The following is a 21,772-nucleotide window of genomic DNA, read 5'->3' on the forward strand; positions in this document are numbered from 1 at the left end:
TGATTTACCCGGAGAGGAGCCTCGCTTTTCGGATCGCGGGCGGTCGACGATGACGGCATTGGACATTCAGATCAGCGTCGAGGCGGGCGACTGGCCGCCCGAGGACGAGCTTCAGTCTTTTTCCGAGGTCGTTCTCGAGGCTGCCGCCGATTTTCTCGCGCGTGAGGAGAGGCAGCCACTTTCGGCGGAAGCGGCTGAGCTGTCGCTTGTCTTTACGGACGATCAATCGATCAAAGCAATCAATGCGGAATGGCGAGGCCAGGACAAGCCGACCAATGTTCTGTCGTTTCCCGCATTTCCTGTGACGCCAGGCAAGATGCCGGGCCTGATGCTCGGCGACATTGTGGTGGCCCACGAGACCTTGAGGCGCGAAGCGGCGGAGCTCGAAAAGCCTTTCGATGCGCATTTGACGCACCTTCTCGTCCATGGATTCCTGCATCTTTTCGGGTATGATCATATCGAAGACGACGAAGCGGAGAGAATGGAGCGGTTGGAGACTCGCATTTTGGCGCGTCTTGGCCTATCTGATCCCTACGGGGACCTTCCCCCGGTTTGACAGTTTGGAACAATGAGCGACTTCAAGACAGAGCCGGCCGCTGTCGCGACCGAGGAGGCTGAAGCCTCCGGCGACGCCGAGGCCGGTAGTAGTACCGCCGCCCGATCCGAGGGCAGCAAATCCACATCATCCTTCTGGAGCCGTGCCGCGCGCCTGTTGCGCGGTGTGAGTCCATCAAGCCTGCGCGAGGATCTTGCCGACGCGCTGATGACCGACACCGGAGGCAATGCGGCCTTCTCGCCCGAAGAGCGGGCGATGCTCAACAACATCCTCCGCTTTCGCGAGGTTCGTGTTGAAGACGTGATGGTTCCGCGAGCCGACATAGAGGCGGTGGACCAGAACATCACCATCGGCGAACTCATGGCCCTCTTCGAGGAGTCTGGTCGCTCGCGTATGCCGGTCTACAGCGAAGGGCTCGACGATCCCCGCGGCATGGTCCACATCCGCGATCTCCTTGCCTATGTGGCCAAGCAGGCGCGCAACCGGCGCCGCAACGGCAAAGCTCCAACGGCGCCGACGACCGCAACGACCACGAATGGCGACAAGCCCGAAAAGGCCCCCCGACAGCAGAAGCCGGGTTTCGATCTCTCTCGCGTTGACCTCGACAAGACGGTCGAGGAGGCGGGAATCATCCGTCAGCTGCTGTTCGTGCCGCCGTCGATGCTTGCCTCGGATCTCATGCAGCGCATGCGCGCTGCGCGCATTCAGATGGCTCTCGTCATCGACGAATACGGCGGGACGGACGGTCTTGTATCGCTCGAGGACATCGTCGAGATGGTGGTCGGCGATATCGAGGATGAGCACGACGACGAGGAGGTGATGTTCGCGCGCAGCTCCGACGACGTCTTCATCGCCGACGCTCGTGTGGAGCTGGAGGAAATCGCCGAGGCGGTCGGGCCGGACTTCGATGTACGCGAGCAACTCGAGGACGTCGATACGCTTGGCGGTCTCGTTTTCGCATCGCTCGGCCGGATTCCCGTTCGAGGCGAGGTGGTGCAGGCGATTCCCGGTTTCGAGTTCCAGATACTCGATGCGGATCCACGTCGCGTCAAACGCGTCAGGATCATGCGCAAGCGCCCGTCTTCGCGCCGCCGCCCGCCGAAGGTCGAGAAGGAGCCGCTGCCAGAGGCGTTTGCCACGACCGGCGCCACGGGCGCCGGTGTCCGGCCTCCGGCTTCGTTGGAATAGTGCCCGCCGGCGTCAAAGATGCGTCATCCTTCGGACGTGCTGATCCCGAGCGACGCGGCCCTTTTCCCGGTCGGGAAGTGCACGGGCGATGAGGTGCATCGGCGGCCCTCCTTCAGGACGGGACAAGCAGCCACTTTTTTGGAAGACTGCCGCCGATTGATTCGGTCGGCTGCGTGTGTCCTTGAATCGCAGCCGTTTCAAGGACAGGGTCCGCACGATGCCTTGCCCACGACCGGCGCCGACTGGAGGTTCAATGGAAAGACTGGCAGGCAGAATCATACTTCTCTCCGGGGTGTCGCGGGCATTCGTCGGTTTTCTCGCCGGCCTCCTGGCGGTGCTTGCCCAGCCGCCATTTGGCATTTTCGCGGCGGCTTTCGTCTCTTTTCCAGTCCTCGTCTGGCTGATCGACGGGGTGGCGCCCGATCCCTCCGACGGCGCATTCCGGCGGCTGAGGCAGCCCGCCGCAATCGGCTGGTCCTTCGGCTTCGGCTATTTTCTGGGCGGTCTCTGGTGGCTGGGCAATGCGCTCCTGGTCGAAGCGGACGCGTTCGCCTGGGCGATACCCCTTGCCGTCGTCGGCCTTCCAGCCGTTCTCGGGGTTTTTTACGCGCTGGCGGTCGTCATTGCCCGCTGTCTTTGGTCCGACGGCTGGGGCCGGATCGCTGCCCTTGCGCTCGGCTTCGGCATCGCCGAATGGCTCCGCGGTTTTGTTTTTACCGGCTTTCCGTGGAATGCCATCGGTTATGCGGCCATGCCGATGCCGTTGATGATGCAGTCGGCAAGCGTCGTCAATCTCTCAACGATCAACATGCTGGCCGTCTTTGTGTTCGCCGCTCCTGCTTTGATCTGGACGGGCAAGGGCGCGCGCACCGGCCTTGCCATCGCGGTAGCGCTCTTTACGGCGCATATCGCATTCGGCTTCTACCGGCTCGCTCAGCCGGCGCCGCCGTCGGCTGCACCGCAAATGGCGGTACGCGTCGTACAGCCGGTCATCGACCAGGCCAAAAAGCTCGACGACCGCGAGCGCGCCTCGATCTTCGAGGACCACCTCTCATTGACGGCCGCCCCGGTTCAAGGTGGCGGCAAGCGTCCGGACATCGTCGTTTGGCCGGAAACGTCGATCCCTTTCATCCTCACCGACAATCCCGACGCGCTGGCGCGGATCGCGGAGGTTCTCAAGGATGGGCAGATACTCGTCGCCGGCGCCGTCAGGGCCGAGGATGCAGGCGCCGGGCTGCCGTCGCGCTACTATAACTCTGTCTATGTTATTGACGACCGGGGCCAGATCATTGGCGCGGCGGACAAGGTGCATCTGGTGCCGTTCGGTGAATATCTCCCCTACGAGGACCTGCTGACGTCCTGGGGCTTGAGTTCCATCGCGGCTTCGATGCCGGGCGGCTTCTCGGCAGCCAGGATGCGCCCTGTGCTCACTTTGCCGGGCGGCAGAAGACTTTACCCGATGATCTGTTACGAGGCGATCTTTGCCGATGAGGTGGACGCCAATGCGCGCCTCGCCGACGTGCTCCTCAATGTCACCAACGATGCCTGGTTCGGTGACACGCCAGGTCCGCGCCAGCATTTCCATCAGGCGCAGCTCCGCGCGGTTGAAACCGGAATTCCCATGATCCGCGCTGCGAATACTGGTATTTCAGCAGTTGTTGATGCACGTGGTGTTTTAGTGTTAGTATTAGGCTACAATTACAGGGGTGTTTTAGACACAATTCTGCCGGGAAAACTGCCTACGCTAACGGACGTCCCGACGCGCAGCCGGATTTTTTGGTTGTCGATGGCTATTCTATCTATAGTTGCATCATTCTCGCGTTTTGGTTTCAATATTAGGAAGAATTGACGTAAAACCCCCAAAATTGCATAGTGAATGCTTCATCAACCCTTATCTGTCGCCGAGCGCGCCGGGGTTGCTGTGGCGCAAAAGAAGACAATTCTAGGTTGTTGGACAATAATAACAGCGTGTTTAGGAAGGCGAATATGATTGAGAATAAAAAGAAGCCGAACCCGATCGATATTCATGTCGGTAGCAGGATTCGCCTTCGTCGGACGATGCTTGGCATGAGCCAGGAGAAGCTCGGCGAGAGTCTGGGGATTACCTTCCAGCAGATCCAGAAGTACGAAAAAGGCACGAACCGCGTCGGCGCGAGCCGGTTGCAGAACATATCGCAGATACTCAATGTGCCGGTATCGTTCTTCTTCGAGGATGCGCCGGGGGATGGCGGCGGCACCGGGCCGGGGATGGCCGAGGCGTCGAGCTCCAATTATGTGGTTGATTTCCTCTCATCCTCGGAAGGTCTGCAGCTTAACCGCGCCTTCGTCAAGATTTCCGACCCGAAGGTTCGTCGCAAGCTGGTCGACCTCGTAAAGGCTCTGGCCGCCGAGGCGGAAAGCGAATAGGCCGCCAAAGGGGATGTGCGTGCGGCTTTCAGCCCGTGCTCCGCGTCTCAACTCTTTGGAATCGATCACGTTCATGTTTTAGTCAGCCCGACCCAGGAACATCGTGATCTCCGGCACGAAAGAAGCGGCGTCGAGCCGCTTCTTTCGTATGCTGCCCTGCGAGAAGGGGCGCCCGCCCGTTCGATCGAGACACGCGCATGCTTCATCCGACGGCTGTGCGGTGTGTGGGTCTGCTGATTCCGGGCGATGATTCCCGCCAAGCGTGCGTTTACCGAAAGGGGAACATCGCAGCGATGCCGATATAAAGATATATTTATGTCGTTGTGTGCTTGTTTTTCGCCGGCAAAACCACTAAACGTTTGACCGCTTCTTTTCATTGAGGGGACTTCCCGCATGCGCGCAAACTACCTGTTCACGAGTGAATCCGTAGCCGAAGGTCATCCGGATAAAGTGTGTGACCGTATCTCCGACGAAATCGTCGATCTGGTCTACCGCGAAGCGGCGAAGACCGGTGTCGATCCTTGGACTGTGCGCATCGCCTGTGAAACGCTGGCGACGACCAATCGCGTCGTCATCGCCGGGGAGGTCCGCCTGCCGCCGAGTCTTTTGAAGAAAGACAAGAACGGCAACGATGTCATCAATCCCTCGAAGTTCAAGTCTGCCGCCCGCAAGGCGATTCGCGATATCGGCTACGAGCAGGACGGCTTCCATTGGAAGACGGCGAAGATAGACGTTCTTCTGCACTTCCAGTCGGCGCACATCGCACAGGGCGTGGACAACGCATCGGACAAGCAGGGCGAGGAAGGTGCCGGCGACCAGGGCATCATGTTCGGCTATGCCTGCCGCGAGACCGCCGAGCTCATGCCGGCGCCGATCTACTATTCGCACCGCATTCTGAACCTGCTTGCCGCAGCCCGCAAAAAGGGCGAAGGCGAGGTCGCAAAGTTGGGTCCGGACGCCAAGAGCCAGGTGACGGTACGCTACATAGACGGCAAGCCGGCCGAAGTCACCTCGATCGTTCTTTCCACGCAGCATCTCGACGATAGCTGGGATTCCGCCAAGGTTCGCTCCGTCGTTGAACCCTATATTCACGAAGCGCTGGGAGACCTGAAGATCGCCGACGACTGCACCTGGTACATCAATCCTACCGGCAAATTCGTCATCGGCGGCCCGGACGGCGATGCGGGTCTTACCGGTCGCAAGATCATCGTGGACACCTATGGCGGTGCTGCCCCGCATGGCGGCGGCGCATTCTCCGGCAAGGACACGACCAAGGTCGATCGCTCGGCGGCCTATGCCGCACGCTATCTTGCCAAGAACGTCGTGGCGGCGGGTCTTGCCGAGCGTTGCACCATACAGCTTTCTTACGCAATCGGCGTCGCCCAGCCGCTGTCGATCTACGTCGACCTGCACGGCACCGGCAAGGTCTCGGAAGATCAGGTGGAGAACGCAATCCGCAAGACGATGGACCTGTCGCCGACCGGCATCCGACGCCATCTCGACCTCAACCGGCCGATCTATGCAAAGACCTCGGCCTACGGTCACTTCGGACGGAAGGCAGGCCGCGACGGGTCGTTCTCTTGGGAAAAGCTCGACCTGGTCAAGCCGCTGAAAGAAGCAATCGAGAGCGACTCTTCGGCCGTCAACGGACGAGCGGCAAGCCGCGCAGCCTGAGGGCCGCGGGTGAGGCAGCTTCGGAAAGAGGGCCGTTGAAGATAGCGCAGCCGCCATTATCAGGCGCGGCATCGATCAGGGCGGGCGCTCCGGGAGGAACGTCCGCCTTCATTGTGCTTCCGGTAAAACACCGTAACGCAGCACCCTTTTGAAACGACGCACTTCCGAACGAAGGATGGTTCACCCTGTTCCGGTAAGTGCCCAGGGAAGAACGACATGACCGAAACGCGCGGTGCCAGAGCGACGGAGGCCTTCTTCGGTCGCCGGAAGGGCAAACCCCTGCGGGAACGCCAGGCGGCACATCTCGAAAACCTGCTGCCTGAATTGAAGATCGACCTCGAACACGCGGCTCCGGCCGATTTGAAGGAACTCTTTCCCGTGTCCGTCGAACGCGTTCGCCTGGAGATAGGTTTTGGCGGCGGCGAGCACCTGATCCATCGCGCCGCGGAAGATCCCGCCACCGGCTTTATCGGCGTGGAACCCTTTGTCAATTCGATGGCGAAACTGCTCGGGCAGATCGAGGCGAAGGCTATTCGCAACATCCGGCTCCATGACGACGACGCGACGCAGGTGCTGGATTGGCTGCCGGCGGCATCCGTCGACCAGATCGATCTGCTTTATCCCGACCCCTGGCCGAAACGGAAGCACTGGAAGCGGCGTTTCGTCTCCGAGGTCAACCTCGACCGCTTCGCACGCATCCTGAGGCCCGGCGGTGTCTTCTGCTTCGCCTCGGACATCGACAGCTATATCAATTGGACGCTCATCCATTGCCGTGACCACGCGGCCTTCGAATGGACGGCGGCAGGAGCGGCGGACTGGCTGGCACCCTTTGCCGGATGGCCAAGCACCCGCTACGAAGCGAAGGCGCGCAGGGAAGGGCGCAGTTCGGCCTATTTGAGCTTTCGGCGCAGTTGAGCTTGGCCACTGGAGTTTGGCCCCTCATCCGGTCTGGCGGCCACTTTCACCCCGCAGGAGGGGCGAAGGGCACGTGCGTTGCCATCGGAACCCGAGCGGGCGCAGCACCCCCTCTCCCCGCTTGCGGGGAGAGGGGCAGTTTTTATCCACTCAATGCAGGCTGACCGTGCGAAGTTCGTCTTCGGCCGCCTTGTAAAAGGTGCTGGAACGGTTGTCCGTCAGCAGGATAGGCGTGCCGTCGGCGCCGAACAGGGCCCATAGATCGATTCCAGGGCCCATTTCAGGCGCTTCCGGAAAGCAACGGGAGACTTCCTCAGAACGCATCTTGCGGATATAGCCGACCTCGCCTGCGCCAAGATGCGCAAGGTCGTTCTTCGACAGCGATGTCTTGATGGCTTTCAGTCCCATGGTCATGCTCCGTGGTCGCCGGCCGCAGGATAGAAATCCCGCCGGTTATCCTATTCTGGGACCGAAATATTAATTTTCTTTACCATACGGACCGGTTCGGGACGCACCAGGTCCACCGCAAGCAGGCCGTTGCGCAATTCGGCGCCAAGCACCTGCATCCCGTCTGCCAGCACGAACGTCCGCTGGAACTGCCGGGCGGCGATGCCACGATGGAGATATTCCTTTTCGCCCGTCTCGATCTGGCGGCCGCGGATGACGAGTTGGTTTTCCTCGGTCGTCACGTCCAGGTCCTCCTCGGAGAAACCCGCGACGGCGAGTGTTATCCGCAAGCGTTCGGGTGCGCCAGCGGCGGAATCGCCGCGAATGCGTTCGATGTTGTAGGGAGGGTAACCGTCATTGCCCTTGGCAATGCGCTCAAGGGTCTTCTCCATGCTGTCGAAACCCACCAGAAGCGGGCTCGTAAAAGGCGTTATTCTGCTCATTATCCAAGCCCTTGCAGCTCAAGCGACCATGTCGGACCTGCCCAGCAGCATCCTGTCAGCAATATGGTGGCTGTGTGCAATGAGTGCAAGCCGCTTGCCTAGGCGCCCACGCAAATCATAGTCTCTCACTCGAGAGCGATGGTCCGGCAGGGAGATGAAAAGTGTCAAGCGCGAGAAAAATCATCATCGACACGGATCCGGGTCAGGACGACGCAGCGGCAATCATGCTCGCTTTCGGCAGCCCGGAAGAAATCGACGTCCTCGGCATCACCACCGTCGCCGGCAATGTCCCGCTGACGCTGACGGCGCGCAATGCTCGGATAGTCTGCGAGCTTTGCAACCGGACCGACGTCCGGATCTTCGCAGGCTCCGAGCGGCCGGTCGCCCGCCCGCTTGTCACCGCCGAGCATGTTCACGGCAAGACGGGGCTCGACGGTCCTCAACTCGACGAGCCGACGATGCCGATTCAGGAGCAACACGCCGTCGATTTCATCGTCGAAACGCTGCGTGAGGAGGCACCGGGTGCCGTCACGCTTTGTACGCTCGGTCCGCTTACGAACATCGCGCTGGCCTTGACGAAGGCACCGGAGATCGCGCCGGCGGTTCGCGAGCTCGTGATGATGGGCGGCGGCTTCTTCGAGGGCGGCAACATAACGCCGGCGGCGGAATTCAACATCTATGTCGACCCGGAGGCAGCCGAGATCGTCTTCCGCTCCGGCATCCCCATAGTGATGATGCCTCTCGACGTTACCCATCGCGTTCTCACACGGAAGGCGCGCGTTGAGAAGATTCGCGACATCGGCAGCCCGGCGGCAGTCGCCCTTGCGGAAATGCTCGAATTCTTCGAGCGGTTCGACATCGAAAAATACGGCACCGATGGCGGGCCGCTGCATGATCCGACGGTGATTGCCTATCTGCTGAGGCCCGAGCTTTTCACCGGCCGGGACTGCAATGTCGAGATCGAAACGGCGTCGCCGCTCACCACCGGTATGACCGTGGTCGACTGGTGGCAGGTCACCGGCCGCGCGCACAATGCCAAAGTCATGCGGCACATCGACGACGAGGGTTTTTTCGAGCTTTTGACCGAACGCATCGCGCGTATCTGAGAGGCAAGCACGCCCGTCTGGGAGATGATGACGGCGCCCGATGAGTTCAGGCGCCGTTTGGAAGTCCGAAGCCGTTGGGGATCAGAATTCTTCCCAATTGTCCTGTGCGAGTGCACTGGATCCGGAAGTCTTGGCAAGCCCGCGTTGCGTCGAAGTCGAGTAGGCGGTATTGCGCGGCGCCGTTGCCGAACGGTTCTCTGCCGTAGAAGCCTGGCGCGGCGCAGGGGGTTCCGCCGCACGCATCCGCGCGGCCGTCCCGCGCAGCATTTCGGCCGGTGCCTGGGACTGCGCTGTTTGCGGAGCGACCTGGAAGCGGGCGACCAGGGCGGAGAGCGCGCGGGCCTCGTCGTTCAGCGCCATGCTCGCGGCGGTCGTTTCTTCCACCATGGCCGCATTCTGCTGCGTCACCTGATCCATCTGGTTTACGGCAGAATTGATCTCCTTCAGGCCGACTGCCTGTTCAGAGGCTGAGCTGGAGATCTGGCGGATAAGTCCATTGATCTGCACCACCTGCTCGGCGATCTTCTCGAGCGCGCCGCCCGCCTTCCCGACGAGGTCGACCCCCTCGCGAACCTGTCCGGCTGACGTGTTGATCAGCGTCTTTATCTCCTTTGCTGCATTCGCCGAGCGCTGCGCGAGTTCGCGGACTTCCTGTGCGACGACCGCGAAGCCCTTCCCGGCTTCGCCGGCGCGGGCCGCTTCCACCCCGGCATTGAGCGCCAGAAGGTTGGTCTGGAAGGCGATTTCGTCGATGACGCCGATAATGCGGCTGACTTCATGGGAGGACTGCTCGATGCCGTGCATGGCCGCGATCGCCTTCTGCACCACTTCGCCGGATTGTTCGGCGTCGCCGCTTGCCACCTCGACGGATTTCGCCGCGATCTTGGCGTTTTCGGCGCTGGCGTTCACTTGCGACGTCAGCTCGTCCAAGGCTGCTGCAGTCTCCTCGAGGCTGGCCGCCTGCTGTTCCGTCCGATGCGACAGGTCGTTGGCGGCACTTGAGATCTCTCCGGTGCCGCTGCCGATGTTGACGACGGAGTGATTGACGGTGCGGATCGTCTCTTCAAGGCTGTCCATCGTCGCGTTGAAATCTTGCTTCAACTGCGCGTATTCGCCGGGAAAGTCGCCGGAAATGCGGAAGGCGAGGTCGCCCGAGGCGAGGTGCGACAGGCCTTTGCCGAGACGAGCGACGATGTCGCGCTGAAGCGCGCCGGCCTCGCTGCGTTCGGTTTCAGACCGGCTGCGTTCCAGCTCCGCCTGTTCCCTCTCGTGGCGGGCCTCGCTTTCGAGCCGCCTGTTGTCGGCCAGCTGGTGACGGAACCCTTCGAGCGATCTGGCTACGGCGCCGGTTTCGTCGGAACGTTCCTGACCGGAAATCGGCTGGCCATATTCTCCATCACTGAGCGTCTCGACATCGCGGACCAGACCGGCTAGCGGCTTCTGGACGAAGCGGCGAACAGCGAAATAAAGACCGGCGAGAACCGCGCCGAGGACCACCAGGCCGCCGACGATCATCATAAAGGTCTGGTCCTGTACAGGCGCATTGATGGCTGTGCGGGGCACGTCGACAAGCACGACCCAGTTTGCGTTCACATTGGGCAGACTGAACGGAAACACCACGCGGTCGAATGGTTCATTGCCGTCATATTGCAGATTCCCGACCATGCCGGCGGCACCCGTCGACAGGGCGTTCTTCACGACCTCGGCGCCTTCGCCGTCATATTCCTTCATCAAGAGCTCGGGTATCGGCGCGGAGAGCCACTTGCCGCTTTGCGATAGCAGATAGACCCGGCCCGAGCCGAACGGCTTGATCGCCGAGAGGCGGTCGGCGAGGGTGGCGAGCGAAATGTCGACGCCCGAGACGCCGATCATCTTGCCGTTCGAAACGACGGGATAGGCGATCGACGTCATCGTGGTTGGGACATCGGTGCCCTCGGCGAGATATGGCTGGGTGATGGATCCTTTGCCGCTCTTCGCCGCAAGACTGTACCATTCGGCCGAATAGTCTGCCTTGAAGGTTGAAAGCTGTATATTGCCGTTGCGGTCCTTCGACCAATAGGGCGTGAACGCGCCCTCGTTATTGCCGCCGAGCTCCCTATTGCCGACGATGTCCTTTCCATCATAGGCCTTGGGCTCTTCGGCGAACCAGCTGCCGAAGGCAAAGGCATGCTGCTCCAGATTGGCCTTGAGGAGGTTGATGGCGCCGGCGCGGTCGGTCGACTGCCCACCATGTCCGCGTCCAAGCACGCCCGACATGGTGCGCGCAGCGGCGGCGAGCTCGCCAACGCTGCCCGCGATGTCCGAGGCAATCGCGCGCGCTTCCGTTTTCGCGCCGTCGAAGACCAGCGTTTCCACACGGTCCTGCGTCTGGGAGATGAGAACGAAATTGGACGAGAGCAGCACAAGGGCGATGGTGCCCCCGGTCACCGCGATCAGCTTGGTCGCCAGCGATCTGGCTCGAAACTTGAACATGATATCCTCACGTACTGAGAGGTCCGCAGGTGTGAGCCCGCGGCGCGACATATTCGAAACTGTGGGTGAAGCTCCGTCATGGAGCACCTGATGCCGACCGGCATGGAGGAGCGGCCGAACCGAAGCTGGCCTGCTCGCTGATCTGATTAAACGATCAAAGATTAAAATCCGGCCAACACTGGCCCCGATTCTACAGTTTCCGCTCCTGTGACAAGGACAGAAATTGAAGAAGTCTTGTTCAACCTTCGCAGCTACGCAATCGCGGAATTGCTCTGGAGCCGGGCAGCGACCTCGGCGGCAAGCGGGATCGAGGGCTGGGCGCCGGGCTTGAGGCAGGCGAGCGAGCCCGCAACCGCAGCGCGGCGCAGAGCCTCGGCGAAGTCGAGGCCGGCGTCGAGGCCGGCGGCGAGATAGCCGCAGAACGTATCGCCGGCACCCACGGTGTCGACGGGCTCTATCGTCAGTCCTTTGGCACGATGGAGGTCGCCTTCGTGGAACGCCACCACGCCCTCGGCGCCGAGCGTAACGATGACTGACTGACCTGTCTCTGCATGCAGCTGCTTCATCGCCTCTTCCCGCTCGGTGCCGGTGATGCCCGATTTCCCAGCGAGCAGCTCGAACTCCGTTTCGTTGGCGATGACGAAATCGGCGCTGCGACCGAGGCGGGCCGCATCGGGCGTCAGCGGCGCTATATTGATGATCGAACGAACGTTCCGCCGCTTTGCTTCAGCAAGGGCCTTTTCCACCGAGGCTGCGGGGATTTCCAGCTGCAGCATCAGCGTGTCGCCGGGCGACATCTTTTCGACCGCGCTCGCAGCGTCGTCCTCGCTCACGATCGCATTGGCGCTGGCAACCACGACGATGACGTTTTCGCCATCGCCGCCGACGATGATGTGCGCCGTACCGGTCGGCTCCGCGACGGTCTTCGTCAGATCAAGATTGGTGCCCGCCTCTCTCAGCAGCGCCAGCGCTCCCTCGGCGAAGGCGTCGGACCCGACCGCACCTGCCATCTGTACCGAGGCGCCGGCACGGCGCGCGGCGAGCGCCTGGTTTGCTCCCTTGCCGCCTGCCGCAGTGGAAAAGCCTGTTCCGGCGACCGTCTCGCCGGGCTTCGGAAGGCGAGCGGTCGTGGCGATCAGGTCCATATTGATGGACCCAAAAACAGTGATCATGTGAAGGCATCCCGTCGGCTTGCTTCTTGTTCATGTCGTCATCCCGAAATCGCTGTGGATTTCAGGGCGAGACGCTTTTGCCGGAGAGTGCCCGAGAGGATCAGTCTTCGTCAACCACTCTCAGCTTCAACTGCCCCATGCGGCCGTCCATAGAGCGTCCGCCTGCTTCGCCCGTCTTGGCGCCCGGATCGGCTTCCGCCTGCAATTCAAGCGCCTCGATCTTGGCACCCCGCCGGGTCAGCTTGTCCGAGGAGATCAGGATTTCGTCGACGTCCTTCTGGGTCATGGCGAAATGGCCCTGGAGCTTGCGTACACGCTCGTCCAGGCGCGAGAGGTCTTCCATCAGCCGCACAACCTCGCTTTGGATGAGATGCGCCTGCTCGCGCATCCGGGCGTCCTTCAGGATAGCTTGGATCACCTGAATCGACAGAAGCAGGAGCGACGGCGAAACGATGATGATCCGCTGTCGATGCGCCTTCTGGACGATAGCCTCGAAATGTTCGTGGATCTCCGCGAATATCGATTCAGAGGGAACGAAGAGGAAGGCCGTGTCCTGCGTCTCTCCGGCAAGCAGATATTTGCTGGCGATGTCACGGATATGAACTTCCATATCGCGACGGAAGGCCTGCGCGGCCTGTTGCCGCTGTTCCGCGCTCTCCGCGTCCCGCATCGAATTCCAGGCTTCGAGCGGAAACTTTGCGTCAATGACCAATAGCGGCTGATCCTTCGGCATACGGATGGTGCAATCCGGGCGCGCTCCGTTGGAAAGCGTCGGTTGGAAGGCGAAGGCGCCCATCGGCAGGCCGTCGGCGACGATCGCCTCCATGCGCGATTGGCCGAAGGCGCCGCGCGTCTGCTTGTTGGCGAGAATGCTTTGCAGCCCCGCCATGTCCTTGGCCAGCAACTGTATGTTGTTCTGAGCGTTGTCGATCACCGCGAGCCGCTCCTGAAGCCGTCGCAGGTTTTCGTGCGTCGCCTTCGTCTGCTCGTTGATGGAAGCGCCGATCCGGTGCGTCATTCCGTCGATGCGCTGGCTGAGCGACTGGTTCAACTCCGCCTGCCGGGTGCCGAACACCTCGGCCATGGCCGCGACGCGTCCCTGCATTTCCGTCTGCGCCACGATGAGCGCCGACATCCTCTCGTCGTGCTCGACCGCTCGACGCGAAGCGGCACGGCGAGCGAAAATAGCCGAGAGCAAGGCCACCAGCAGGGCGGCGGCAGTGACGAGCCACCCGGCCGTAACAGGCTGGGTCCCGACGACGAATAGAGGCTGATCGAAGGAAAAAGCTATGGGCTCCATGGCCGCAACGTAAACGGATTCGCATTGCAAGGCCAGATCAAAACGGGAACAAACAAGATTGTGCCCACAATCAGGCCGGAGACCAGGGGTACGGCAAATTTCTTGCGTGTCGACGGAAAGATCGGCTATGGGGATCGACATGACGATCAAGCCGCTCATCATTCTTCCCGATCCGGTTCTGCGCCAGGTGTCGACACCCGTGGAAACCGTTGACGCCGATATTCGCCGGCTCGCCGACGATATGCTGGAAACCATGTACGATGCGCCCGGTATCGGGCTCGCCGCGATACAGATCGGCGTGCCGAAGCGCCTCCTGGTGCTCGACGTGACGAAGGAGGGAGAGGAGAAGCAGCCGCTCGTCTTCATCAATCCGAAGGTCGTTCGCTCTTCCGAGGAGCGTTCGGTCTATGAGGAGGGCTGCCTTTCGATCCCCGACTACTACGCCGAGGTCGAACGGCCGGCCGCGATCACTGTCGAGTACGTCGACCGTGAAGGCAAGGAACAGGCAGTTGAGGCCGATGGCTTGCTCGCTACCTGCCTGCAGCACGAGATCGACCATCTGAACGGTGTCCTGTTCATCGATTACATTTCAAAGCTCAAGCGCGATATGGTGATTCGCAAGTTCACAAAGGCGGCGAAAACGCGCGGCGCAAAGGCGATCTGATCCTTCGCGTTGCGGCCGCATTCAGCTGGAGCCGCCGCTCGCTCGCGGGCAATCGAAAGAGACGGAGGCCGTCACTTGCCGCTTCGCATCATCTTCATGGGTACACCGGAATTTTCCGTGCCGACGCTTCTTGCGCTCGCCGGGGCGGGTCACGAGATTGCCGCCGTGTATACACAACCGCCGCGGCCCGGCGGGCGGCGCGGCCTCGATCTCCAGAAATCGCCGGTGCACCAGGCTGCCGAGCGTCTCGACATTCCGGTCCTGACGCCCGTCAACTTCAAGGAAGCCGCGGACCGCCGAACCTTCCGGAATTTCGGTGCCGATGCCGCGGTCGTGGTCGCCTACGGCCTGCTTCTGCCTGAGGAGATACTCTCGGGCACCCGCTGCGGCTGTTACAACGGTCATGCCTCGCTCCTGCCGCGCTGGCGGGGGGCGGCGCCGATCCAGCGGGCGATCATGGCCGGCGACCGGGAGACCGGCATGATGGTGATGAAAATGGACAAGGGGCTCGATACCGGTCCCGTCGCTCTCGCCCGGTCGGTGCCGATCCACGCTACGATGACGGCCGGCGAGCTGCACGACCGGCTGAGTGAGGTCGGAGCGAAACTGATGACGGAGGCGATGGCCCGGCTCGAAGCCGGTGAGCTTCCACTGACGCCGCAACCTCAAGAGGGCGTCGTCTACGCCGCCAAGATCTCGAAGGAAGAGACCCGGATCGATTTCTCCCGTCCGGCGGCCGAGGTGCACAATCATATCCGTGGTCTGTCGCCCTTTCCCGGCGCCTGGTTCGAACTTGATATCGCCGGACGGCGCGAACGCATCAAAGTGCTGGGATCGGAGATATCGCAAGGGGAGGGTGCTCCGGGGCAAGTGCTGGACGGTTCGCTCGCGATCGCTTGCGGCGAGGGCGCGGTACGCCTGACGAGATTGCAGCGTGCCGGCGGCAAGGCGCTCCCCGCGGCCGATTTCCTGCGCGGCACGCCGATTGTTGCCAGCGCGGGGATTGGCTGATGCCCCGCTTTCGCCTGATCGTCGAATATGACGGTACCGATTATGTCGGCTGGCAGCGGCAGGACAACGGCCCCTCTGTTCAAGGAGCGATCGAAAAAGCGGTCCTGTCGCTTACGGGCGAGACGGTCCGGGTCCGCGGCGCAGGGCGAACCGATTCCGGCGTTCACGCCAGGGGTCAGGTGGCTCATCTCGATCTAACCCGCGCGTGGAAGCCGTACACGCTTCAAAACGCCCTCAACGCGCATCTGTCGCTTGCCGGCGAGCGCGTTTCGATCCTGGAGGTCGAGGAAGCCGCCGCCGATTTCGACGCGCGTTTCTCGGCCATCCGCCGACACTATCTCTATCGGATCATTTCCCGCCGATCACCGCTGGCGCTTGAGGCGCGCCGTGCCTGGTGGGTGCCGAAGGCGCTTGATCATGACGCAATGCACGAGGCAGCGCAGCGCCTCTTGGGCCATCACGACTTCACGACCTTCCGCTCTGCCAACTGCCAGGCGACGAGCCCGATGCGCACGCTGGACCGGCTGGACGTCACGCGCACGGGCGACCTGATCGAAATCCGCGCCAGCGCGCAAAGCTTCCTTCATAACCAGATCCGTTCTTTCGCGGGCTCCTTGAAGCTGGTCGGCGAGAGCAAATGGACGCCGGACAACCTCCAAGCCGCGCTCGAGGCGCGGGACCGCAAAGCCTGCGGTCCGGTCGCCCCGCCGGACGGACTTTATTTCATGCGCGTCGATTACTGACGCCGAGATCACGATGATTTTCGGGAGGCGGCGGAAAAACGCAGACGGTTTTCCTCATCCCGCTCTGAATTTCTCCCGCTCGCGCTCATAGTAACGCCGAAGCGGCGGCAGCGCCGATTTGAGTTCGTCCAACAGGTCGTTATCGGCGGGGAGGTCGCCGTCATATTTCCGGGCGAGGTAGGTGCGGTGGCGTGCGAGCTCGGCTTCCGAAGCGCCTTCGACGACCGTAAAGACCGGTGAGACCGCGCTGCGCCCCTTGACGGTGATGCGGTCGAGTTCGGCCACCGGAAATTCCGAGGCGGCGAGCGCTGCCGTCCGCTCGCCCAAGAGCAGCGGCACGCCGTAATTCTTGGAAGCACCCTCGAGGCGCGAGGCAAGATTGACCGCGTCGCCAAGCGCCGAATAATCGAAGCGGCGGGCCGAGCCCATATTGCCGACGACGCACTCGCCTGTGTTGATGCCGATTCCGATCCTGAGCGTCTTGGGTGGGCGTCCCGCCGCTTTCGCTTCGGCTTCCAGCTCGGCATTGAGCTTGGCGAGCGCGGCGAGCATGTCGCGCGCCGCCTGAACCGCATGGACGGCATGGTCCGGATCGTCGAGAGGTGCGTTCCAGAAGGCCATCAGGCAGTCGCCGATATATTTGTCGATTGTGCCGCGCCGGTTGAGCACGGCTTCCGAAAGGGGTGTCAGAAGCCGGTTGATCAGCGTTGTCAGGCCCTCCGGATCATCCTTCATGTCCTCCGAAATCGTGGTGAAGCCACGAACGTCGCAGAATAGGACCGTGAGCGTCCGCCTTTCGCCGCCCAGCTTCAGCTGCGAAGGGTCGCTTGCCAGGCGCTCCACCAGCGCGGGGGATAGATATTGCGAGAAGGCGCGCGTGATCTCGCGGCGGCGGCGCCTTTCTTCCGCGTAATCGAGGCCGGCCTGCCCGACGGCTACGCCGACGAAAGCAAGCGCCGGGGCAAGCGGCGAGACGAAGACATGGCCGAGGCGCATGAGTGCGTAGCTTGCAAGGAAAATCGAGGCGAGAGCGAGAGCGCCGTAACCGAGCGTCTTCCAGCTCGTCGATCTCAAAACGGCAAGCGATGCGGCGAGGGTGGCAAGGATGATCGCTGCGATGGCAACCGTCACTCCGGCCTGTTCGACGAACAGCCGGTGCACGAGATTGTCGTAAATCGTCGCATGAATTTCGGCACCGGCGACGCGTCCGCGCGAGAAGACCGTATCGGACGTGGCGAAGGCATCGATGCCGCCGCCCGCGATGGACGGCGCATTCTGCAGGCTGAGACCGACGATGACGATCCGGTCGCGAAACGTCCCTTCCGGAAGGAAAGCCTCGGGATCGAGCGCCTGGTAATAGGAAACGGTCGGATAGGTCCGTGCCGGTCCGAAGGTCTGCATCAGGGCTCTTCCCGGCGGCCGCGCCAAATCCGCTCCGGCGACACTTGCAATCGTCGTCGCGAAGCCGTCCGAATAGGAGGGGATCTGCCTGAGTATGCCGTCGCCGCTGAGAGTGACCGAAGCGACGCCCACCTTGGCGCCGCGTTCCAGAAAAACGGGCAGGGGCTCGGTCCGGACGAACTGCTCGGCCTGAGGCGTCCGGATCAGCGTCTCGTCGCCGGCAAGCACCACATCGGGTCCCAGGACTTCGGCGAGCGCGCGATCGTTCTCCGGCGCGGCGGCCGGTTCGGCGAAGATCACGTCGAGAGCGACCGCTCTGGCGCCGGCGGCCCTCAGCGACTGGATCAGCCGGGCGTGCAGAGCGCGCGGCCAGGGCCATTGGCTGCCGATCTCGGCCATCGACGGTTCGTCGATCGCGACGATAACGGGGCCGTCCTCCGGAAGGTTTGGCCGGCCGAGGATCGAGAGATAGTCGTAGGCGCGCAGGTCAACGAGCGACCAGGAACCGGTCAGCGAGACGAGCGAGACGAGGGCGGCTACCAAGGCCGCCAGGGCGGCAAGCTTTGCCCGCCGGGAGGAAAGGCGAAGCTGGCGAGAGGCCTTCATCAGAACCGCACTTTGACTGTGCCCTTGACCGTGGGACCCCAGCCGGGCAGCCCGTCCCGCAGCTCGAATTCCTCATCGAGCAGATTGAAGCCGGCGAGTTCCACCTCGAACCGCTTGTCGAAGGGTTCCCATTGGAGGGCGGCGTCGAGCGTCCAGAAATCATCGAGCGTCGTGGAACTGTCATTGCGTTTGCCGATATAGTTGGCGGCGACAGTCGTCTTGATACTGGCGGTGCTGACATAGGTCAGCGCTATCTGACCCGAGTTTTCCGGCAGGAAGGGCAGATCGCCGCTGCGGCCCGTCGACAGATCGTCGCTTTCCGTGCGGGCCACTGTGGCGGAAAGGCCGAAGCCGTGGCCGAGCGCGAGGTTTGCGGTCAGTGCAACGCGGTTGACCCTTGCTTTTTCGAAGTCGAAGTCAGCCAAGGAGAAGGGGAGATCGATGGAACCGTTGAGGATCTCCTGATGCTGGTAGTCCACGGCCGTAAAGAGCCAGTCGTTCCATTCTGCGTCCCAGCGCAGCGCCAGCGTGTCGGCATAGCCGTCGGTGCCGATCAAAAACTGGTTGGGCTGCAGCCCTACGATGCCGATCGGCGCAAGCGTAGCAGAGCCGAAATTGTAGCCCTCGCGCTGGATGGCGGCGCGCAGCCAATGCCGCTCGGCCGGTGCCCACGCGATACCGAGCTTCGGCTCAAGTCGGATATTGTTGTCGTTAGCGTCCTCTATGTAACGGGCGAACAGCGCGCCTTCGATCTTGAGGTCGGGGGTGATTTCGTAAAGGCCGTCGACATAGGCCTTTGCCACCGCTTGCGTGGATGATCTGTAATCTGTTCCGGTTTCGGAAGGGAGCGGCGGTACGTTAATATTTAAGATCGTCCTGATGTCGGACCTTATCTTCCCGGCTTCGGCGCCGTAGCGCCACGTCAGGTCGCCCTCTCCATACATGTGGTTCAAGGCAGCAATGTAGGTTCGTTCTTTTGCGTCGACATCAGCGCTGATCTCAGCCCCACCAGCGCGCTGAATTTCACTGTCTCCGGTCCGGAGCTCTTTGAAAAACAAGGCGGCGTTGCCGATGCTGCGGTAGCCGAATGTATGACTCCAGGCGAGCCCCGAAGTCACACCGGAAGAGTCGTCCCCAATCTCGACTTGCAGCGGGACCGGCAGTAACTCCCGGGCATCGTCGACGTCCGAATAATTGGTGAAAGCAACGACGCGGTCGTCGGGCGTCGGGCTGGCCGTAACATAACCATTGCCTCCTATAATCCGCAGTTCGCGTTCTACGCGCAAGCCGTCGGACTCGAACGTATCCCGCGGCTCCTCCCACTGAAACGTGCCATAGACGCTGATCGGGAACGGCGAAACCGTGAAACCGCGAACAGCGGCTTCGCCGACCCAACCGGTATGGTCCTCATTGGCAATGAATCCACCCCCGATCTCTGTTTCGAAAAAGGGCGAACGCAGCAGGTTGACCGTTCGCTCGCGGCTGGCGAGCATGTGCGGCTCGATCAGAAGTCCCTGGATGAGAGCGGAAAAGCTCGTCGTATTGACCGTGTTGGTGATGGCGTTGGCGGCGAAATCATAACTGTTGAAGAAGGGACTGACGCTGCCGCGGACCGCCTGGTCTACATAGCTCGCGCCGGTGAAAGGATCGAAGACGGCATCGCCGTAATACTGGCCCCAGGCATCGAGCCCCTGCAGGCGGAAGGCGTCGTTGAGTGTCGAGCCCTGCTCCTGATTGGCCCCGAGTGCCGCCGTGTCGCCGCCCTTGGCGCGGGTGCGGCGCAGGGCTTCCTGAGCGTTGAGAATGGCCGCGTCGGCATCATAGGCGTCGATTGCTATCGCGGTTCTGACCGTCGCTACAACGGGGTCGTTCGGGTCGAGCCGGTCGGCATTGTCGAGCGCCTGAGCTGCCGGGATGCGGTCGCCTTTTTCGTAATGGGCGGCGGCAAGCAGGAGCTGTGCGTTCGAATAGGCCGGGTTGGCCGTCGAGCCGGCGAGAAGGTCTTCGACCGCCCTGTCAACATCGCCGTTCTGCATTTGATAGCGGCCGCGCGCCACAAGCGCGACGTCGAAGGACGGATCGACCGAAAGCGCGGTATCGATCTCGCGCTTCGCCTCGGCCATTCGCATTTCATCCAGATATTGTATTGCGAGGTTTGCGTGAGAGACAGGATCCAGCGGATCGAGCGCGATCGCCTGCTTGAATGCGGCCTCCGCGGCCCGATTGTCGCCGCGCGCGCCCTGGACCAGACCGAGCGCATTCCAGATGGACGAGGAACCGGGCGCGGTCTGCAGCGCCCGGTTCAGATCCGAAAGGGCGCCCTCGAGATCGTTGTCGATGTGATAGCGGTAATGGGCACGCGCCTCGAGCGCAGTCGGATCTTCGGGATCGATCGAAAGCGCCCGCTCGACGCCGTCGCGAAGCTCGTCGCGGTCGTCCAGCAACATCGCGAGCTGCGCGCGGGCAGCGGGCAAAGTGGGATCATCAGGATATTGCCGCTCAGCCCTTTTGATCACCGCGATCGCTGCGGGGATGTCTTCCCGAAAACCTGCCGTCCACGCCTGGGCCATGCCCGCATAGCGGCCGCTTGCATCGCGCGGCGGATTTTCCACGCGGTCGGGATTAGCCAGCCCGCGCGCAAAATAGCCGCCATAGGCCGCGATCGTGCGTCGGCTCGGGTCGAGGCCGCGTTCGGACTTCGCGAACAGGCGCGCCGCCTCGCGGTACTGATTGGAGGAACCGGCGATCAATGCCCTGATGAGGTCGGCACGCGCCGCCTGCGCACCGGTAAGGCCCCGGCTCGTTGCCTGCGCGAGCGCGGCCAGTGCCTTGCGGCGGCCATCGAGCGACAGATAGATCTCGGAAAGTGTCAGCCATTCCTCCGCCGTGCGGGACGCTGCCGGCTCGGTCTCGATACGCGCCCGTTCGCGGCGCATCTCGGGAACGCTGAAAGGGGTGGCCGGCATCCAGACGAAGGCGTTGCGGAGCGACAGATGGAAGAGCATCTGCTCACGGTCTTTCGGCGTAACGATCACGACTTTTGTGGGCGCGCTGCCGATCGCGGCAACCGCGCCTTCACCCTGATTCACCGTGACGCTGCCATGGGCATTGCTGAGTTCGACCACCCCTTCGAGGACGACAAGTGACGTCTTGCCGTCTGTGCCGACAGAGAGCGTCCAGTCAGTGCCGCGGATGGCCGCGGCTGCTGCCGGCGTATCGATGACAAGGCCGTCGCCGCCACGTTCGGCACGTGCCCAGATCGTACCCGATTCCAGGCCGAGCTTCGTGTCGCCCGCGCCGATCTGCTTCACGCGCAGCGCGGTATTGCGCCCCAGCCTTATCTGCGTGTGATCTTTGAAGAGGACGGCGAGCGCACCGGTCGCGTTGGTGCGCAGCACATCGCCGGGAAGCAGGTCCTGAGCGAGATCCACGATCCGCCAGCTGGAAACATCGACGAAGCGCACCTCTTCGCCGGATTTCCGGGCAATGACGGAACCGGCTGCGGGTGAGGGGCGTGGAACGGGCTCGGCAAACGCAGACCAAGGCACAAATAGAGTCGCCGCGGCAAGCAATGCCCCCGTTCTTATTACCTGCATTCGTGAGATACCCCTACCTATATTGGATCCAGTGTATTTATAGGGAGGAAAAGTCAAGAGCCCAGTTTTGGG

Annotated in this window: 17 protein-coding genes; 10 read left to right on the forward strand and 7 right to left on the reverse strand. The window is 62.2% G+C overall.

The genetic code is table 11. The features are described 5' to 3' along the window. Window positions 1–49 precede the first annotated feature (49 nt). The 6 genes from ybeY (at window position 50) to trmB (ending at window position 6,739) form a co-directional block, all read left to right on the forward strand. Window positions 50–556, forward strand: coding sequence for an rRNA maturation RNase YbeY (gene ybeY / locus FB009_RS11230; RefSeq protein WP_011974257.1), 507 nt, complete (start codon window positions 50–52; stop codon window positions 554–556). 12 nt (window positions 557–568) lie between these two features. Continuing rightward, window positions 569–1,744, forward strand: coding sequence for a hemolysin family protein (locus tag FB009_RS11235; RefSeq protein WP_011974258.1), 1,176 nt, complete (start codon window positions 569–571; stop codon window positions 1,742–1,744). Between the two features lie 253 nt (window positions 1,745–1,997). Then, window positions 1,998–3,593, forward strand: a complete 1,596-nt coding sequence (gene lnt / locus FB009_RS11240; protein ID WP_024325025.1) for an apolipoprotein N-acyltransferase — start codon at window positions 1,998–2,000, stop codon at window positions 3,591–3,593. Window positions 3,594–3,730: 137 nt separating this feature from the next. Next, the gene (locus tag FB009_RS11245; RefSeq protein ID WP_003527670.1) at window positions 3,731–4,150 is read left to right on the forward strand and encodes a helix-turn-helix domain-containing protein; all 420 of its coding nucleotides are present in this window, start codon (window positions 3,731–3,733) and stop codon (window positions 4,148–4,150) included. Window positions 4,151–4,543: 393 nt separating this feature from the next. Then, window positions 4,544–5,824 (forward strand): methionine adenosyltransferase, encoded by a 1,281-nt coding sequence (metK, locus tag FB009_RS11250; protein ID WP_011974260.1) that lies wholly within the window; start codon window positions 4,544–4,546, stop codon window positions 5,822–5,824. A gap of 216 nt (window positions 5,825–6,040) precedes the next feature. Beyond that, complete coding sequence (gene trmB, locus FB009_RS11255; RefSeq protein ID WP_011974261.1) at window positions 6,041–6,739, forward strand: tRNA (guanine(46)-N(7))-methyltransferase TrmB; 699 nt, start codon at window positions 6,041–6,043, stop codon at window positions 6,737–6,739. A 150-nt stretch (window positions 6,740–6,889) separates the two neighbouring features. On the opposite strand, the gene FB009_RS11260 is transcribed toward trmB, so the two are convergent. Beyond that, the gene (locus FB009_RS11260) at window positions 6,890–7,147 is read right to left on the reverse strand and encodes a BQ00720 family protein (RefSeq protein WP_011974262.1); all 258 of its coding nucleotides are present in this window, start codon (window positions 7,145–7,147) and stop codon (window positions 6,890–6,892) included. Between the two features lie 50 nt (window positions 7,148–7,197). Continuing rightward, window positions 7,198–7,629 carry an Hsp20 family protein gene (locus FB009_RS11265; RefSeq protein WP_011974263.1) on the reverse strand — a complete coding sequence of 144 codons (432 nt, stop codon included), beginning with the start codon at window positions 7,627–7,629 and terminating at the stop codon, window positions 7,198–7,200. A 161-nt stretch (window positions 7,630–7,790) separates the two neighbouring features. On the opposite strand from FB009_RS11265, the gene FB009_RS11270 reads away from it, so the two are divergent. Beyond that, the gene (locus tag FB009_RS11270; RefSeq protein ID WP_011974264.1) at window positions 7,791–8,735 is read left to right on the forward strand and encodes a nucleoside hydrolase; all 945 of its coding nucleotides are present in this window, start codon (window positions 7,791–7,793) and stop codon (window positions 8,733–8,735) included. 81 nt (window positions 8,736–8,816) lie between these two features. Here the strand turns inward: FB009_RS11270 and FB009_RS11275 are convergent, their stop codons facing one another. The 3 genes from FB009_RS11275 to FB009_RS11285 all read right to left on the reverse strand — a co-directional run bounded on the left by FB009_RS11275 (window position 8,817) and on the right by FB009_RS11285 (window position 13,679). Continuing rightward, window positions 8,817–11,207, reverse strand: a complete 2,391-nt coding sequence (locus FB009_RS11275) for a methyl-accepting chemotaxis protein (RefSeq protein WP_011974265.1) — start codon at window positions 11,205–11,207, stop codon at window positions 8,817–8,819. Between the two features lie 251 nt (window positions 11,208–11,458). Then, window positions 11,459–12,379 carry a ribokinase gene (locus FB009_RS11280; protein ID WP_011974266.1) on the reverse strand — a complete coding sequence of 307 codons (921 nt, stop codon included), beginning with the start codon at window positions 12,377–12,379 and terminating at the stop codon, window positions 11,459–11,461. A 100-nt stretch (window positions 12,380–12,479) separates the two neighbouring features. Beyond that, window positions 12,480–13,679 (reverse strand): DNA recombination protein RmuC, encoded by a 1,200-nt coding sequence (locus tag FB009_RS11285; RefSeq protein ID WP_011974267.1) that lies wholly within the window; start codon window positions 13,677–13,679, stop codon window positions 12,480–12,482. 139 nt (window positions 13,680–13,818) lie between these two features. Here FB009_RS11285 and def point away from each other — a divergent pair, with 139 nt between their 5' ends. From def to truA, 3 genes are all read left to right on the forward strand, one after another. Beyond that, window positions 13,819–14,343 carry a peptide deformylase gene (gene def / locus FB009_RS11290; RefSeq protein ID WP_011974268.1) on the forward strand — a complete coding sequence of 175 codons (525 nt, stop codon included), beginning with the start codon at window positions 13,819–13,821 and terminating at the stop codon, window positions 14,341–14,343. Window positions 14,344–14,418: 75 nt separating this feature from the next. Next, on the forward strand, window positions 14,419–15,354 hold the full coding sequence (fmt, locus tag FB009_RS11295) for a methionyl-tRNA formyltransferase (protein WP_011974269.1): 936 nt from the start codon (window positions 14,419–14,421) through the stop codon (window positions 15,352–15,354). Continuing rightward, window positions 15,354–16,097, forward strand: a complete 744-nt coding sequence (gene truA / locus FB009_RS11300) for a tRNA pseudouridine(38-40) synthase TruA (protein ID WP_011974270.1) — start codon at window positions 15,354–15,356, stop codon at window positions 16,095–16,097. The genes fmt and truA overlap by 1 nt, the downstream gene beginning before the upstream one ends. Window positions 16,098–16,151: 54 nt before the next feature. Here the strand turns inward: truA and FB009_RS11305 are convergent, their stop codons facing one another. Beyond that, complete coding sequence (locus FB009_RS11305) at window positions 16,152–18,104, reverse strand: CHASE2 domain-containing protein (RefSeq protein ID WP_011974271.1); 1,953 nt, start codon at window positions 18,102–18,104, stop codon at window positions 16,152–16,154. Then, the gene (locus tag FB009_RS11310) at window positions 18,104–21,700 is read right to left on the reverse strand and encodes a FecR domain-containing protein (RefSeq protein WP_028054030.1); all 3,597 of its coding nucleotides are present in this window, start codon (window positions 21,698–21,700) and stop codon (window positions 18,104–18,106) included. Before FB009_RS11310 ends, FB009_RS11305 begins: the two co-directional genes overlap by 1 nt. Between the last annotated feature and the right edge of the window lie 72 nt (window positions 21,701–21,772).

The sequence above is a fragment of the Sinorhizobium medicae genome (assembly GCF_007827695.1).
Classification (GTDB): domain Bacteria; phylum Pseudomonadota; class Alphaproteobacteria; order Rhizobiales; family Rhizobiaceae; genus Sinorhizobium; species Sinorhizobium medicae.

What these genes read in the sequence shown, in the direction of transcription:
- FB009_RS11310 (WP_028054030.1), bottom strand. Translation starts at nt 21,700, where the DNA reads ATGCAGGTAATAAGAACGGGGGCATTGCTTGCCGCGGCGACTCTATTT.
- lnt (WP_024325025.1), top strand. Translation starts at nt 1,998, where the DNA reads ATGGAAAGACTGGCAGGCAGAATCATACTTCTCTCCGGGGTGTCGCGG.
- FB009_RS11305 (WP_011974271.1), bottom strand. Translation starts at nt 18,104, where the DNA reads ATGAAGGCCTCTCGCCAGCTTCGCCTTTCCTCCCGGCGGGCAAAGCTT.
- FB009_RS11265 (WP_011974263.1), bottom strand. Translation starts at nt 7,629, where the DNA reads ATGAGCAGAATAACGCCTTTTACGAGCCCGCTTCTGGTGGGTTTCGAC.
- truA (WP_011974270.1), top strand. Translation starts at nt 15,354, where the DNA reads ATGCCCCGCTTTCGCCTGATCGTCGAATATGACGGTACCGATTATGTC.
- FB009_RS11235 (WP_011974258.1), top strand. Translation starts at nt 569, where the DNA reads ATGAGCGACTTCAAGACAGAGCCGGCCGCTGTCGCGACCGAGGAGGCT.
- ybeY (WP_011974257.1), top strand. Translation starts at nt 50, where the DNA reads ATGACGGCATTGGACATTCAGATCAGCGTCGAGGCGGGCGACTGGCCG.
- trmB (WP_011974261.1), top strand. Translation starts at nt 6,041, where the DNA reads ATGACCGAAACGCGCGGTGCCAGAGCGACGGAGGCCTTCTTCGGTCGC.
- FB009_RS11260 (WP_011974262.1), bottom strand. Translation starts at nt 7,147, where the DNA reads ATGGGACTGAAAGCCATCAAGACATCGCTGTCGAAGAACGACCTTGCG.
- FB009_RS11280 (WP_011974266.1), bottom strand. Translation starts at nt 12,379, where the DNA reads ATGATCACTGTTTTTGGGTCCATCAATATGGACCTGATCGCCACGACC.
- FB009_RS11245 (WP_003527670.1), top strand. Translation starts at nt 3,731, where the DNA reads ATGATTGAGAATAAAAAGAAGCCGAACCCGATCGATATTCATGTCGGT.
- FB009_RS11275 (WP_011974265.1), bottom strand. Translation starts at nt 11,207, where the DNA reads ATGTTCAAGTTTCGAGCCAGATCGCTGGCGACCAAGCTGATCGCGGTG.
- def (WP_011974268.1), top strand. Translation starts at nt 13,819, where the DNA reads ATGACGATCAAGCCGCTCATCATTCTTCCCGATCCGGTTCTGCGCCAG.
- FB009_RS11285 (WP_011974267.1), bottom strand. Translation starts at nt 13,679, where the DNA reads ATGGAGCCCATAGCTTTTTCCTTCGATCAGCCTCTATTCGTCGTCGGG.
- metK (WP_011974260.1), top strand. Translation starts at nt 4,544, where the DNA reads ATGCGCGCAAACTACCTGTTCACGAGTGAATCCGTAGCCGAAGGTCAT.